Origin of the sequence: Pseudomonas sp. P179, assembly GCF_000478485.2 — a bacterium.
Classification (GTDB): Bacteria; Pseudomonadota; Gammaproteobacteria; order Pseudomonadales; family Pseudomonadaceae; genus Pseudomonas; species Pseudomonas aeruginosa.
On the sequence record NZ_KI517354.1, the window covers coordinates 1,259,556 to 1,272,557 of the forward strand.

The window sequence follows — 13,002 nt, forward strand, 5'->3', positions numbered from 1 at the left end:
CGCGGAATGTCGTCGATATCCACTGTAGGACGCTGGTGCAAGCGCTCCAGACGACTTTAGTCGTAGCGTTTCGCCAGCCGCTCTAGACCGGTATTTCCGGGCCTTCCGGCAGATTCCGGAGCCAGCCTTCGGCAAGGAAAAACGCCGTGCCCGGTTGCCCGGGCACGGCGTTCCCCGATCGAACCAGCCGTGCTACTGCACCCAGTCCTTGACCCGTCCCGGGTTGGCCGCCACCCACTGCTTCGCCGCATCCTCGGGTTTGGCGCCCTCCTGGATCGCCAGCATCACCTGGCCGACCTCGTTGCCATCCTTCCAGCCGAACTTCTTCAGGAACTCCCAGACCGGCTTGGCCTTGGCCTCCAGCGCCGGGTTGGCGACGGTGTCGACATGCTCGGTATCGCCATAGACCTTCTTCGGATCGTCGAGGAACTTCAGCTTCCACTTGGCGAACATCCAGTGCGGAATCCAGCCGGTCACCACCACCGGCTTCTTCTCGTTCTCGGCACGGGTCAGCTCGGCGATCATGCCGCTGCCGGAACTGGCCACCAGCTTGTAGTCGAGGCCATATTGCTTGATCGCCTCGTCGGTCTTGATCATCACCCCGGCGCCGGCATCGATACCCACCACGCGGCCGCCGAAAGCGTCCTTCTGCGCCTGGAGGTCGGCGATGCTGTTGGCGCTCACGTATTCGGGGACGATCAGGCCGATGCGTGCGTCCGGGTAGTTGATGGCAAGGTTGACCACCTTATCCTTCATCTTCTCGTAGTAGGCGCCGTGGGTGCCCGGCAGCCAGGCCGAGAGCATGGCATCGAGCTTGCCGCGCGCCACGCCCTGCCACATGATCCCCGCCGCCACCGGCATCAGCTTCACCTCGTAGCCGAGCTTCTCGCGGATCACCTCGGCGGCCACATGGGTGGTCGCCACGCTGTCCGACCAGCCGTCCACGTAACCGATGGTGATCACCGGCTTGTCCGCCGCGGCCGCCATCCCCACAGCCGCCGACATTGCCAGGCCCGCACTCCAGCACAACAGTCGTCGCATCATTCGCATCAGACGTACCCCTTGTTCTATGCCGACGGGGACGCTCCCCGGCGGTCGCGGCACTCTGCGGTGCCGCCGTCCATCATCGGCGCGCCCGGACGGCGGACTGCTCTGAGAACGACACCCATCGCACCCGATAACGACATGCCTCGAACTGCGCTGCGGCACGCTGCGGATGTGCTCCGAGACAGTGCGATCGAAGCGCTCTATGCACTCGATTGGACAGGCCGATTTCCGCTTGGCCGAGCGCCTGGATAGGCTTTCGCCAAAGAGGAATGATTCTCGATCAAAGGAGAGCAGCCATGCTCAAGACCCTGACCTTCACCGTCATGCACTTCATCATCGCCTTCAGCGTGGCCTATGCGCTGACCGGCAGCATAGCGGTCGGCGGGCTGGTGGCGGCGGTCGAGCCGCTGTGCAACTCGGTCGGTTTCTACTTCCACGAGAAGATCTGGAAACGCTTCGAGAAAGACGGCGCGCCGCGCCCGGCCAGCGCCCATGGCTGGCTGCACCGCCACGCCTGAAGGGATATTCGCGAGGCACGGCAAGAGGCGGGAAAGACCGATTGGAACGCTGGCTGCAATAACCCACTGCACTACTGAGGCTTGCAGTTGTCATAGCGGCAGTATATTCACTCAGTACTTTTCCCTCGAAGGGATTCCCCCGATGCCCCACTTCCTCCGTTTCGCTGCCCTGCTCGGCGGCCTCGCCCTCGGTTGTGCCAATCTGGCGCAGGCCCGGGACGTGGACGCCGCGAGCTACGGCTATCCACTGACCAACCCGTTCGAGGCGACCATCGCCACCACGCCGCCGGAACTGCGTCCCGAGCTTCCGCACAGCGAGGACATCGACCAGAAGGACTACAGCCTGAAATTGCGCCCGGAGCGCGAGTTCGCCCTGCCGGACAACTTCTGGCCGGTGAAGAAGCTGCGCTACCGCCTGGCCCGCCAGGATCATGCGGCGCCGCTGATCTTCATCATTGCCGGGACTGGCGCCCACTACGCCAGCAGCTTCCCGGAATACCTGAAGAAGCTCTTCTACCAGGCCGGCTACCACGTGGTGCAGTTGTCCTCGCCGACCAGCTGGGACTTCATGGCCAGCGCCTCGCGCTTCGCCACACCGGGCTTTTCCAGCGACGACGCCGATGACCTGTACCGGGTGATGCAGGCGGTGCGCGCGCAGCAGCGCGACCTGCCGGTGACCGACTATTACCTCACCGGCTATAGCCTGGGGGCGCTGAACGCCGCGTTCGTCAGCCACCTCGACGAAAGCCGCCGGAGCTTCAACTTCAAGAAAGTGCTGCTGCTCAACCCACCGGTGAACCTCTACACCTCGGTGAGCAACCTCGACAAACTGGTGGAAACCCAGGTCAAGGGCATCACTGACTCGCGCACCTTCTACGAGGTGGTGCTGAGCAAGCTGACCCGCTACTTCCGGCAGAAAGGCTACGTCGACATCAACGACGCCATGCTCTACGACTTCCAGCAGTCAAAGCAACGCCTGAGCAACGAAGAAATGGCCATGCTGATCGGCACCTCGTTCCGCTTCTCCGCCGCCGACATCGCCTTCACCTCGGACCTGGTCAACCGTCGCGGCCTGATCACCCCGCCGAACTACCCGATCAACGAAGGCACCAGCCTGGAGCCCTTCTTCAAGCGCGCGCTACAGTGCGACTTCGAGTGCTACATGACCGAGCAACTGATCCCGATGTGGCGAGCCCGTTACGACGGCGGCAGCCTGACCCAACTGGTCAACCAGGTCAGCCTCTACAAGCTGCAGGACTATCTGCACGACAGCCCGAAGATCGCCGTGATGCACAACGCCGACGACGTCATCCTCGGCCCGGGCGACCTCGGCTTCCTCCGCCGGACCTTCGGCGAACGCCTGACCGTCTATCCCTATGGCGGTCACTGCGGCAACCTCAACTACAAGGTCAACGCGCAGGACATGCTGGACTTCTTCGCCACGCCCGCTGCCGGACAGACCCAGGTCGCCAGCGCGGCCCTCACCCAGCAGGCAGGAAACTGATCGATGAGCCGAACCGCACACTGGATGTTCGCCCTTCTGCTGAGCGCTGCCGCCAGCGCCCAGGCCGACCAGGCCGCCGCGCCGGCCGAACTGCCGCCACGCAAGCTCGACGGCGACGGTTTCAGCCGTCCACTGGACCAACTCAAGTTCAATCCCGGCCTGGATCAACGCGAATTCGAGCGCGCCACCCTCGACGCACTGAACATGTACGATCCCTGGGAATCCTGGAACCGCCGAGTCTACCACTTCAACTATCGCTTCGACGAGTGGGTGTTCCTGCCCGTGGTACGAGGCTACGAATACGTCACCCCGCACTTCGTCCGCAGCGGCGTGAGCAATTTCTTCGACAACCTCGGCGACGTGCCCAATCTGCTGAACAACCTCGCCCAATTGAAGGGCAAGGCGGCGATGGAAACCACCGCGCGGCTGCTGTTCAACACCACCTTCGGTGTGCTCGGCCTGTGGGACCCTGCGACCAGGATGGGCCTGCACAAGCGCAGCGAGGATTTCGGCCAGACCCTCGGCTTCTACGGCGTGGGCAGCGGCCCCTACCTGGTGCTGCCGATCCTCGGCCCGTCCAACCTGCGCGACACCGGCGGACTGGTGGTGGACTACGTCGGCGAATACCAGGTGAACTACCTCAACGTTCCCCAGGCCAGCGGCGACCACCCGGAGATCACCGCCCTGCGCGTGGTGGACAAGCGCTACAACACCAGCTTCCGCTACGGCCAGATGAATTCGCCGTTCGAGTACGAGAAACTGCGCTACATCTATACCGAGGCGCGCAAGCTGCAGATCGCCGAGTGAGACGAAGAACCGCCGCCCTGGTGCGGCGGTTTCTTTTTCTCAAAACAATCCAATAACTCGATAGGAATCACACAAAACTCGCATCCATATATCGAGCATAGAGGACTATCATCGAGCCATACACGAACCAGGAGGTTCCCATGACCCGCTACCGTGATGTCCTCGAACTGCATACCGGCCACCCCGCCTCCGATGGCGCCGGCGTCCGCCTGACCCGCGTGATCGGCGGCCCTTCCCCGGAACGCTTCGACCCGTTCCTGATGCTCGACCAGTTCGATACCCAGAACCCGGATGACTATGTCGCCGGTTTCCCTTCGCACCCGCACCGCGGCTTCGAGACCGTGACCTACATGCTCGAAGGGCGTATGCGCCACGAAGACCACCTCGGCAATCGCGGCCTGCTCAAGCCCGGCGGCGTACAGTGGATGACCGCCGCCCACGGCATCATCCACAGCGAGATGCCGGAACAGGTGGAAGGCGCGATGCGTGGCTTCCAGCTGTGGGTCAACCTGCCGGCGAAGAACAAGCTGGCCCCGGCCGGCTATCGCGATATCGAGCCGGAAGACGTGCCGCGCCTGGAAACCGCCGGAGGCGTGAAGGTCACGGTGATCGCCGGTCGCTTCGACGACGGCCAGGCGCAGCAGATCGGCGCCGTGGAAAGGCCGGACACCGAGCCGCACTACTACGACCTGCAACTGCCTGCCGGCGGCCGCATCGCCCCGCGCCTGCCGGACGGCCATCGCGTGCTGCTGTACGTCTACGAAGGCAGCCTGACGGTGGAAGGCGAACGCCCGGTGGAAATCGCCACCAATCGCCTGGCTCGGCTGTCCGAAGAAGGGGAACTGAGCCTGCGCAGCGAAGCCGGCGCCCGGGTACTGGTGCTCGCCGGCAAGCCGTTGCGCGAGCCGATCGTCCAGTACGGTCCGTTCGTGATGAACAGCCGCGAGGAAATCGAGCAGGCGCTACGCGACTATCGCGACGGTGTCCTGGCCGTCTGAGCCGTGCGCGAGCCGCCCTTCGGGGCGGTTTTTTCCTTCCGCCTGTCCCGTCCTGAATAAGGTTTACCGCTCGATCCGCAGGAAGCGCTCCAGTTCCGCCCGCTTGCCCATCGCATCGTGGTAGCCCAGTTCGATCAGTTCGCTGCAATAGCCGCGCTCGAACAACAGGTAGCTCAATACCCCCGCCCCGCTGGCGCGGGTCGCTCCGGGACCGCGCAGGAAAAGCCGCAGCACCCGCGACAGCTCCCGGTAGTGCCGCGCGGCGATCTCGTCCAGCGGCCGGCTCGGCGACACCAGCAATACCTCCACCGGCTCCAGCCCACCCGCCTGGCGGCGCACCTCCGGCGCCACCAACTGGCCGATCTGGTTCATCCGCTGCAACTGCTCGATGTCGCCTTCCAGGCTGTCGATGAAGGTGCTGTTCAACAGGTGGGCGCCGATCTGCGCCAGGCTCGGCGGTCGGTCGGACGGCGGCAGGCCGGTCATGGCACTGTCGCCACCGGTGGCCGGGTTGCCGCTGACGCCGATCACCAGCACCCGCGTGGCGCCCAGGTGCAACGCCGGACTGATGGGCGCCTGGGAACGCACCGCGCCGTCGCCGAAGTATTCGCGGTTGATCCGCACCGGCGGGAACAGCAGCGGGATCGCCGCGCTGGCCAGCAGGTGCCGAAGCTCCAGGCGGGTGGGAATGCCCAGGCGCCGATGGCGTACCCAGGGATCGATGGTCGCGCGCCCCTGGTAGAAGGTCACCGCCTGCCCCGACTCGTAGCCGAACGCGGTCACCGCCACCGCGCGCAACTGGCGCTGGCGCACCGCCGCATGAATCCCGGAAAAATCCAGCTCACGTGCCAGCAGCTCATGCAACGGCCGGTTGTCCAGCAACGCCACCGGCACCCGCCGTCCCAGGCCGAGCAGGCTATGGCCGAGGAAGCGCGAGGCCTGGCGGGTCACGCCCGGCCAGTCGCTGCGATAGACATGTTCGGTGCGGAATCCCTGCCAGACCGCGGTCAGGCGCTGGATCGCCTGGCGGAATTGCAGGGCGCCGCAAGCCAGGCCAACGGCGTTGATGGCGCCGGCGGAGGTACCGACGATGACCGGGAAAGGATTGCCGGCGCTGTCCGGCAGCAGGTCGGCGATGGCGGCCAGGACACCGACCTGGTAGGCCGCGCGGGCGCCGCCCCCGGAAAGGATCAGGCCGGTGAGCGGCGGACGTGGGGCAAGGGGATCGGACACAGCGGGGCTTCCGTCATGAACTGCGGCGAGTATAGCCAGACCCCGCGCGCGTCCGGAATGCCCGTCCTCAGCGCTTGCGCCGTTTCGGATAGAGCTTGGCTTCGCCTGGCGGGCGGGTCTTGAAACGCCGGTGCGCCCACAGGTACTGCTCGGGCTGCTGGCGCACGCAGCGCTCGACCCACTGGTTGATCCGCAGGCAATCGGCTTCCTCGCTCTCGCCGGGGAAGTCCTCCAGCGGCGGGTGGATGGTCAGGCGATAACCGCTGCCATCGGCCAGGCGGCTCTGGGTGAACGGCAACACCCGCGCCCGGCCCAGGCGGGCGAACTTGGTGGTGGCGGTGACGGTGGCCGCCGGGATGCCGAACAGCGGCACGAACAGGCTCTGCTTGGCGCCGTAGTCCTGGTCCGGTGCGTACCAGATGGCGCGGCCGCCACGCAGCACCTTGAGCATCGAGCGCACGTCTTCGCGCTCGATGGCGGTGGCATCGAGGTTGTGCCGCTCGCGGCCACGGCGCTGGACGTAGTCGAACACCGGGTTGTCGTGCTCACGGTACATGCCGTCGATGGTGTGCACCTGGCCGAGCAGCGCCGCGCCGATCTCCAGGGTGGTGAAATGCAGGGCCATGAGGATCACCCCCTCGCCCTGCGCCTGGGCCTCGCGCAGATGCTCCAGGCCTTCTATATGGGCAAGACGGGCCAGGCGCGCCTTCGGCCACCACCAGCTCATGGCCATCTCGAAGAAGGCGATGCCGCTGGAGGCGAAGTTCTCCTTCAGCAGACGCTCGCGTTCGGCGGGCGACTTTTCCGGAAAGCACAGTTCGAGGTTGCGCGCGGCAATCTCGCGGCGCGAGCCGACCAAGCGGTACATCAGCGCCCCCAGGCCACGGCCGAGCATCAGCAGGACGGGATACGGCAACTGCACCACCAGCCAGAGCAGCCCCAGGCCGAACCAGAGCGGCCAGTAGCGGGGATGGAGGAAAGCGCTGGAGAAACGGGGGCGATCCATGGACGGTTCCGACGACGATCAAAGCCCGCCATTCTACCCTGCCCGCCGTCCCGGCGGGACGCCGCGTTGCCGATCGATGCCGCCCCGGCTATCTGCCACGCTTGCGGGCATCCGGCGTTCTCGTTATAAGTCCCTGCAATTCAACGACCGACAAGCCCCATGAGCCAAGCCGACCTCCTCGATCAAGACCCCGTATTCCAGCTCAAGGGCAGCATGCTCGCGGTGACCATCCTCGAACTGGCGCACAACGACCTGGCGAGGCTCGAACGGCAACTCGCCGACAAAGTGGCGCAAGCGCCCAACTTCTTCCGCGACACCCCCCTGGTCATGGCCCTCGACAAGCTGCCCGAAGGCGAAGGCCGCCTCGACCTGCCGGCGCTCCTCGAGGTCTGTCGCCGCCACGGCCTGCGCACCCTGGCGATCCGCGCCGGGCGCGAGGAGGACATTGCCGCCGCCCAGGCCCTGGACCTGCCGGTGCTGCCGCCCTCGGGCGCCCGCGAACGACCGCTGGACATCAAGGACAGCGCCCCGCGCAAGCCTGCCGAAGAGCCCAGCCCGAGCGCCGGTGAAGCCAGGCCCGAGCCGGCCAAGGCGGAAGAGAAGCCCGCCGAGCCCGTCAGCCGCCCGACCAAGGTGGTGAAGACCCCGGTGCGCGGCGGCATGCAGATCTACGCCGCCGGCGGCGACCTGATCGTGCTGGCCGCGGTCAGTCCCGGCGCGGAACTTCTCGCCGACGGAAACATCCATGTGTACGGCCCGATGCGCGGACGCGCACTGGCCGGCGTGAAAGGCGACGCCACGGCGCGAATCTTCTGCCAGCAGCTGGCCGCCGAACTGGTCTCCATCGCCGGTAACTACAAGGTCGCGGAGGACCTGCGACGCAGCCCGCAGTGGGGCAAGGCAGTGCACGTCAGCCTGTCGGGTGACGTGTTGAACATCACCCGCCTTTAACGGATACTGCCGCCACTTTCAGGGACCAGAATTCTTACGTTTTTCATTGGGGTGAATCACCTTGGCCAAAATTCTCGTAGTCACTTCCGGTAAGGGTGGCGTCGGTAAAACCACCACCAGCGCAGCTATCGGCACCGGCCTGGCCTTGCGCGGTTTCAAGACCGTCATCGTCGACTTCGACGTCGGCCTGCGTAACCTCGACCTTATCATGGGCTGCGAACGCCGCGTGGTGTACGACTTCGTCAACGTCGTCAACGGCGAGGCCACCCTCACCCAGGCCCTGATCAAGGACAAGCGCCTCGAAAACCTGCATGTCCTGGCCGCCAGCCAGACCCGCGACAAGGACGCCCTGACCAAGGAAGGCGTCGAGAAAGTCATGGCCGAACTGCGCAAGGATTTCGAATACATCATCTGCGACTCCCCGGCGGGCATCGAGAAAGGCGCCCACCTGGCCATGTACTTCGCCGACGAAGCGATCGTCGTGACCAACCCCGAGGTTTCCTCGGTACGCGACTCCGACCGCATGCTCGGCCTGCTGGCAAGCAAGTCGCAGCGCGCCGAGAAAGGCGAGGAGCCGATCAAGGAACACCTGCTGCTGACCCGCTACAACCCAGAGCGCGTCACCAAGGGCGAGATGCTCGGCGTCGACGACGTCGAGGAGATCCTCGCCATCCGCCTGCTCGGGGTGATCCCGGAATCCCAGGCCGTGCTCAAGGCGTCGAACCAGGGCGTGCCGGTGATCCTCGACGAGCAGAGCGACGCCGGCCAGGCGTACAGCGATGCGGTCGACCGCCTGCTCGGCAAGGAAATACCGCATCGATTCCTCGATGTGCAGAAGAAAGGATTCCTGCAAAGACTGTTCGGAGGACGTGAATGAGCCTTTTAGACTTCTTTCGCAGTCGGAAATCGCAGAACAGCGCTTCCATCGCGAAAGAACGACTGCAGATCATCGTTGCCCACGAACGTGGCCAGCGCGCACAGCCGGATTATCTGCCCCAGTTGCAGAAAGACCTGCTGGAAGTGATCCGCAAGTACGTACCGATCGACCAGGAGCAGATCCAGGTGGAACTGGAGAACCAGGGCAACTGCTCGATCCTGGAACTCAACATCACCCTGCCGGATCGTTGATTCGCCCAGGGTCCATACTGCGGCGGCCATTGGCCGCCGCAGTCGTTTCACCGAGCCTGCCCGCCAGGCTCCCTGCCGCCTCCCGGCGATGAGCCCGTTCGCTATGCCGCTGTCCCAGATCCGAATCGTTCACCAGGATGACGCCCTGCTGGTGGTCGACAAGCCCACCCTGCTGCTGTCGGTGCCCGGCCGCGCCGATGACAACAAGGACTGCCTGGTCACCCGCCTGCAGGAAAACGGCTATCCCGAGGCCCGCATCGTCCACCGCCTGGACTGGGAAACCTCCGGCCTGATGGTGCTCGCCCGCGACGCCGACAGCCACCGCGAGCTGTCCCGCCAGTTCCACGACCGCGAGACCGAGAAAGCCTATACCGCCCTTTGCTGGGGCCTGCCGGAACTGGACAGCGGGCGCATCGAACTGCCGCTGCGCTACGACCCGCCGACCAAGCCGCGTCACGTGGTGGACTTCGAGCACGGCCGCCACGCCCTGACCTTCTGGCGTGTGATCGAGCGTCATGAACGCTGGAGCAGGGTCGAGCTGACGCCGATCACCGGCCGTTCGCACCAGTTGCGCGTGCACATGCTCTCCATCGGCCATCCGCTGCTCGGCGACCGCCTCTACGCCAACCCCAAAGCCCTCGCCGCCCACGAACGCCTGTGCCTGCACGCCAGCCTGCTGTGCCTGACCCATCCGCAGAGCGGCGAACGCCTGCGCTTCGAGTCGCCGGCGCCGTTCTGAGCCTTCCCCGCCGCGTCCCGGCCCGCCGGGACGCCGCCCGCCGATTTCCGGTACCCCGTCTTGCCATACAACGACCAGCTTCCGCTTTTTCTGGCCGGCCCCGCCGCCAACGACCTGAACCCCGTCGGACAATACGATAGACTGCATGGATTGCCGTCCGGAGCCACTATGCGCGCAGAACTCAACCAGGGCCTGATCGATTTCCTCAAGGCCTCGCCCACGCCTTTCCATGCAACCGCCAGCCTCGCCCGCCGCCTGGAAGCCGCCGGCTACCGCCGCCTCGACGAGCGCGACGCCTGGCACACCGAAACCGGCGGCCGCTACTACGTGACCCGTAACGACTCGTCGCTGATCGCCATCCGCCTGGGCCGTCGCTCGCCCCTGGAAAGCGGCTTCCGCCTGGTCGGCGCGCACACCGACAGCCCCTGCCTGCGGGTCAAGCCGAACCCGGAGATCGCTCGCAACGGCTTCCTCCAGCTCGGCGTCGAAGTCTATGGCGGCGCCCTCTTCGCCCCCTGGTTCGACCGCGACCTGTCGCTGGCCGGGCGCGTCACCTTCCGCGCCAATGGCAAGCTGGAAAGCCGCCTGGTCGACTTCCGCAAGGCCATCGCGGTAATCCCCAACCTGGCCATCCATCTCAACCGCGCCGCCAACGAGGGTTGGCCGATCAACGCGCAGAACGAACTGCCGCCGATCATCGCCCAGCTGGCGCCGGGCGAGGCCGCCGACTTCCGCCTGCTGCTCGACGAACAGCTGCTGCGCGAGCACGGCATCACCGCCGACGTGGTACTGGACTACGAGCTGTCGTTCTACGACACCCAGTCCGCCGCGGTGGTAGGTCTCAACGACGAGTTCATCGCCGGGGCGCGCCTGGACAACCTGCTGTCCTGCCACGCCGGCCTGGAAGCCCTGCTCAACGCCGAAGGCGACGAGAACTGCATCCTGGTCTGCACCGACCACGAGGAAGTCGGTTCCTGTTCGCATTGCGGCGCCGACGGTCCGTTCCTCGAACAGGTACTGCGCCGCCTGCTGCCGGAAGGCGACGCCTTCAGCCGGGCGATCCAGCGCTCGCTGCTGGTCTCGGCCGACAACGCCCATGGCGTACACCCGAACTACGCCGACAGGCACGACGCCAACCATGGCCCGGCGCTGAACGGCGGTCCGGTGATCAAGATCAACAGCAACCAGCGCTATGCCACCAACAGCGAAACCGCCGGCTTCTTCCGCCACCTCTGCCAGGACAGCGAAGTGCCGGTGCAGAGCTTCGTGACCCGCAGCGACATGGGATGCGGCTCGACCATCGGCCCGATCACCGCCAGCCAGGTCGGCGTGCGCACCGTCGACATAGGCCTGCCGACCTTCGCCATGCACTCGATTCGCGAGCTGGCCGGTAGCCATGACCTGGCGCACCTGGTCAAGGTGCTCGGCGCCTTCTACGCCAGCAGCGAGCTGCCCTGAGCGCCAGGCGCGCTCACGCCCCGGGCATTCGCCCGGGGCCACTCAGGCGTGCGCAGCGTGCCATTCGCTGCGCAACAGCGTGTAGATCGCATGGTCGTGGGCACGCCCGGCGATGATCTCGTTGGCCCGGATCACTCCGTCGCGCCGGAAGCCCTGGCGCTCGGCGGCGCGCTGGCTGCGCAGGTTCTCGGTGGAACAGCGGATCACCAGGCGCTGCCGGTCGTAGCCAAGGAAACCCAGCTCGATCGTCTTCCCCAACGCCCTGGCCAGCAGCCCGCGCCCTTGCGCGGACGCCGCCAGCCAGTAGCCGATGCTGGCGCTGCGACTGTCCTCGGTGAAGTCGTGCAGGTCGATGACGCCGACCAGGCATCCGGATTCGACGATCCCGCAGCGGCAGCTCCTGCGCTCCGCCCACAACCGCTGGCCTTCGCCAATGAAACGGCGGGTATCGTCCACGCTCTGCGTCAGCGGCACCCACGGCATCCAGGGCGCCAGGTGCTCGCTGTTGGCACGTACCAGGCGGAACAGTTCCTCCGCGCGCGGCTGGTCGAGCAGCTCCAGGTGCAGGTCGGACGAAATCGGCAGTATGAACATGCGAGGGCTCCTTTTCCCGGAGCCCCATCCTCGCAGAAGGTGCCGCAGGTCGTCGACGCGTGGCGTTACTGCGGTACCTCGACGCTGATATGGATGGCGTCGTGGCGCCAGAACTCCAGGTCGCAGTCGATCAGCCGACCACGCTGGTCGCGGTTGATCCGGCTGATGCGCAGGGCCGGGCTGCCCACCGCCACCTTCAGCGGCGCCGCAGCCTCGGCATGCAGTGCGGTGGGCACCATGTCGAAACGCACCCGCCCATAGTGGATGCCGTACTCGCTGGCATAGAGTTCGGTCAGCGAGCGGGTCAGGTCGTGGCCGAGGATCCCGGGGAAGTACTGCGCGTTCAGGTAGTGCTCGACATACAGCACCAGCCGCCCGTCCACCCGCCGCGCCCGGCGGATCTGGTAGACGCTGGACAGCGCCGGCAGCTCCAGCAGCTCGCAGACCGCCGCGCTCGCCGGCATCTGCCGGGCCGACAGAACCTCGGTCGCCGGCACCCGGCCCTGTTCGCTGACCATCGCATGGAAGTGACTGCGGACCAGCGGGTTGTAGGCCAGCCGCTCGGGGGAGACGAACCAGCCGCGGCGCTCCTCACGGTAGATCAGGCCCTGCGACTCCAGTTGGATCAGCGCCTCGCGCAGGGTGATCCGGGTCGTCGCGAACAGCTCGCTGAGCTTGCGCTCGGCCGGCAGCTTGCCACCCGCCGGCAGCAGACCATGGCCGATCTGCTCGCTGAGCGCCCGGCAGATCGCCGTTACGGTGGGTAGCGCTTCGTCACGCATCGACAGCTTCCTTATTGGTCTAGTCCAACCCCAACAAGGGGCATTTCCGCCGGCCCGCCCTGTGCCTCCGGCTCGTCTGATGCTAGGAAACCCAGATGACCGGGACGTGACAGGTACAAGACAACGGTCTTCCCGGAGGCGCCCGGCGCCCATGGAATCGAGGGCTTAAGCATGGTCTACGCTTCTGCGGATGCAAGCCGCGGCGATGCCAGGCGCGGCTAGCTGACATGAAACCGT

Annotated in this window: 14 protein-coding genes; 9 read left to right on the forward strand and 5 right to left on the reverse strand. The window is 66.0% G+C overall.

The genetic code is table 11. The features are described 5' to 3' along the window. Positions 1-192 precede the first annotated feature (192 nt). Positions 193-1,050, reverse strand: a complete 858-nt coding sequence (locus HMPREF1224_RS18505; protein ID WP_003114808.1) for a glycine betaine ABC transporter substrate-binding protein — start codon at positions 1,048-1,050, stop codon at positions 193-195. Positions 1,051-1,343: 293 nt separating this feature from the next. Between HMPREF1224_RS18505 and HMPREF1224_RS18510 the strand changes: the two genes are divergently transcribed. From HMPREF1224_RS18510 to HMPREF1224_RS18525, 4 genes are all read left to right on the forward strand, one after another. Beyond that, positions 1,344-1,565 (forward strand): DUF2061 domain-containing protein, encoded by a 222-nt coding sequence (locus HMPREF1224_RS18510; RefSeq protein WP_003091551.1) that lies wholly within the window; start codon positions 1,344-1,346, stop codon positions 1,563-1,565. A gap of 142 nt (positions 1,566-1,707) precedes the next feature. After that, positions 1,708-3,069 (forward strand): alpha/beta fold hydrolase family protein, encoded by a 1,362-nt coding sequence (locus tag HMPREF1224_RS18515; protein ID WP_003114807.1) that lies wholly within the window; start codon positions 1,708-1,710, stop codon positions 3,067-3,069. Between the two features lie 3 nt (positions 3,070-3,072). Then, the gene (locus HMPREF1224_RS18520; protein ID WP_003122236.1) at positions 3,073-3,876 is read left to right on the forward strand and encodes an MlaA family lipoprotein; all 804 of its coding nucleotides are present in this window, start codon (positions 3,073-3,075) and stop codon (positions 3,874-3,876) included. 140 nt (positions 3,877-4,016) lie between these two features. Beyond that, the gene (locus HMPREF1224_RS18525) at positions 4,017-4,874 is read left to right on the forward strand and encodes a pirin family protein (protein WP_003116397.1); all 858 of its coding nucleotides are present in this window, start codon (positions 4,017-4,019) and stop codon (positions 4,872-4,874) included. Positions 4,875-4,937: 63 nt separating this feature from the next. On the opposite strand, the gene HMPREF1224_RS18530 is transcribed toward HMPREF1224_RS18525, so the two are convergent. Together HMPREF1224_RS18530 and HMPREF1224_RS18535 are read right to left on the reverse strand one after the other, a co-directional pair. Then, positions 4,938-6,107 (reverse strand): patatin-like phospholipase family protein, encoded by a 1,170-nt coding sequence (locus HMPREF1224_RS18530; protein WP_003091575.1) that lies wholly within the window; start codon positions 6,105-6,107, stop codon positions 4,938-4,940. Between the two features lie 67 nt (positions 6,108-6,174). After that, positions 6,175-7,113, reverse strand: a complete 939-nt coding sequence (locus tag HMPREF1224_RS18535; protein WP_003114803.1) for a lipid A biosynthesis lauroyl acyltransferase — start codon at positions 7,111-7,113, stop codon at positions 6,175-6,177. A 159-nt stretch (positions 7,114-7,272) separates the two neighbouring features. On the opposite strand from HMPREF1224_RS18535, the gene minC reads away from it, so the two are divergent. From minC to HMPREF1224_RS18560, 5 genes are all read left to right on the forward strand, one after another. Then, positions 7,273-8,064 (forward strand): septum site-determining protein MinC, encoded by a 792-nt coding sequence (gene minC, locus HMPREF1224_RS18540; protein WP_003114802.1) that lies wholly within the window; start codon positions 7,273-7,275, stop codon positions 8,062-8,064. Between the two features lie 61 nt (positions 8,065-8,125). After that, a complete protein-coding gene (minD, locus tag HMPREF1224_RS18545) occupies positions 8,126-8,941 on the forward strand; it encodes a septum site-determining protein MinD (RefSeq protein ID WP_003091579.1) in 816 nt (271 codons plus the stop codon). Next, entirely contained in the window at positions 8,938-9,192 is a 255-nt protein-coding gene (minE, locus tag HMPREF1224_RS18550; protein ID WP_003091581.1) for a cell division topological specificity factor MinE, read from the forward strand. The genes minD and minE overlap by 4 nt, the downstream gene beginning before the upstream one ends. A gap of 103 nt (positions 9,193-9,295) precedes the next feature. Continuing rightward, entirely contained in the window at positions 9,296-9,931 is a 636-nt protein-coding gene (locus HMPREF1224_RS18555) for an RluA family pseudouridine synthase (protein ID WP_010793239.1), read from the forward strand. 168 nt (positions 9,932-10,099) lie between these two features. Further along, positions 10,100-11,389 (forward strand): M18 family aminopeptidase, encoded by a 1,290-nt coding sequence (locus tag HMPREF1224_RS18560; RefSeq protein ID WP_003114800.1) that lies wholly within the window; start codon positions 10,100-10,102, stop codon positions 11,387-11,389. Positions 11,390-11,431: 42 nt separating this feature from the next. Here the strand turns inward: HMPREF1224_RS18560 and HMPREF1224_RS18565 are convergent, their stop codons facing one another. Together HMPREF1224_RS18565 and HMPREF1224_RS18570 are read right to left on the reverse strand one after the other, a co-directional pair. Then, complete coding sequence (locus HMPREF1224_RS18565) at positions 11,432-11,983, reverse strand: GNAT family N-acetyltransferase (protein ID WP_003114799.1); 552 nt, start codon at positions 11,981-11,983, stop codon at positions 11,432-11,434. A 65-nt stretch (positions 11,984-12,048) separates the two neighbouring features. Continuing rightward, positions 12,049-12,765, reverse strand: coding sequence for a UTRA domain-containing protein (locus HMPREF1224_RS18570; protein ID WP_003091585.1), 717 nt, complete (start codon positions 12,763-12,765; stop codon positions 12,049-12,051). Positions 12,766-13,002: the final 237 nt, after the last annotated feature.

Bases quoted from the DNA above. Each gene is read 5' to 3' on its own strand.
- HMPREF1224_RS18570 (WP_003091585.1), bottom strand. From the start codon at position 12,765: ATGCGTGACGAAGCGCTACCCACCGTAACGGCGATCTGCCGGGCGCTC.
- HMPREF1224_RS18560 (WP_003114800.1), top strand. From the start codon at position 10,100: ATGCGCGCAGAACTCAACCAGGGCCTGATCGATTTCCTCAAGGCCTCG.
- HMPREF1224_RS18535 (WP_003114803.1), bottom strand. From the start codon at position 7,113: ATGGATCGCCCCCGTTTCTCCAGCGCTTTCCTCCATCCCCGCTACTGG.
- HMPREF1224_RS18505 (WP_003114808.1), bottom strand. From the start codon at position 1,050: ATGCGAATGATGCGACGACTGTTGTGCTGGAGTGCGGGCCTGGCAATG.
- HMPREF1224_RS18555 (WP_010793239.1), top strand. From the start codon at position 9,296: ATGCCGCTGTCCCAGATCCGAATCGTTCACCAGGATGACGCCCTGCTG.
- HMPREF1224_RS18520 (WP_003122236.1), top strand. From the start codon at position 3,073: ATGAGCCGAACCGCACACTGGATGTTCGCCCTTCTGCTGAGCGCTGCC.
- HMPREF1224_RS18565 (WP_003114799.1), bottom strand. From the start codon at position 11,983: ATGTTCATACTGCCGATTTCGTCCGACCTGCACCTGGAGCTGCTCGAC.
- HMPREF1224_RS18510 (WP_003091551.1), top strand. From the start codon at position 1,344: ATGCTCAAGACCCTGACCTTCACCGTCATGCACTTCATCATCGCCTTC.
- HMPREF1224_RS18525 (WP_003116397.1), top strand. From the start codon at position 4,017: ATGACCCGCTACCGTGATGTCCTCGAACTGCATACCGGCCACCCCGCC.
- minC (WP_003114802.1), top strand. From the start codon at position 7,273: ATGAGCCAAGCCGACCTCCTCGATCAAGACCCCGTATTCCAGCTCAAG.
- HMPREF1224_RS18515 (WP_003114807.1), top strand. From the start codon at position 1,708: ATGCCCCACTTCCTCCGTTTCGCTGCCCTGCTCGGCGGCCTCGCCCTC.
- minE (WP_003091581.1), top strand. From the start codon at position 8,938: ATGAGCCTTTTAGACTTCTTTCGCAGTCGGAAATCGCAGAACAGCGCT.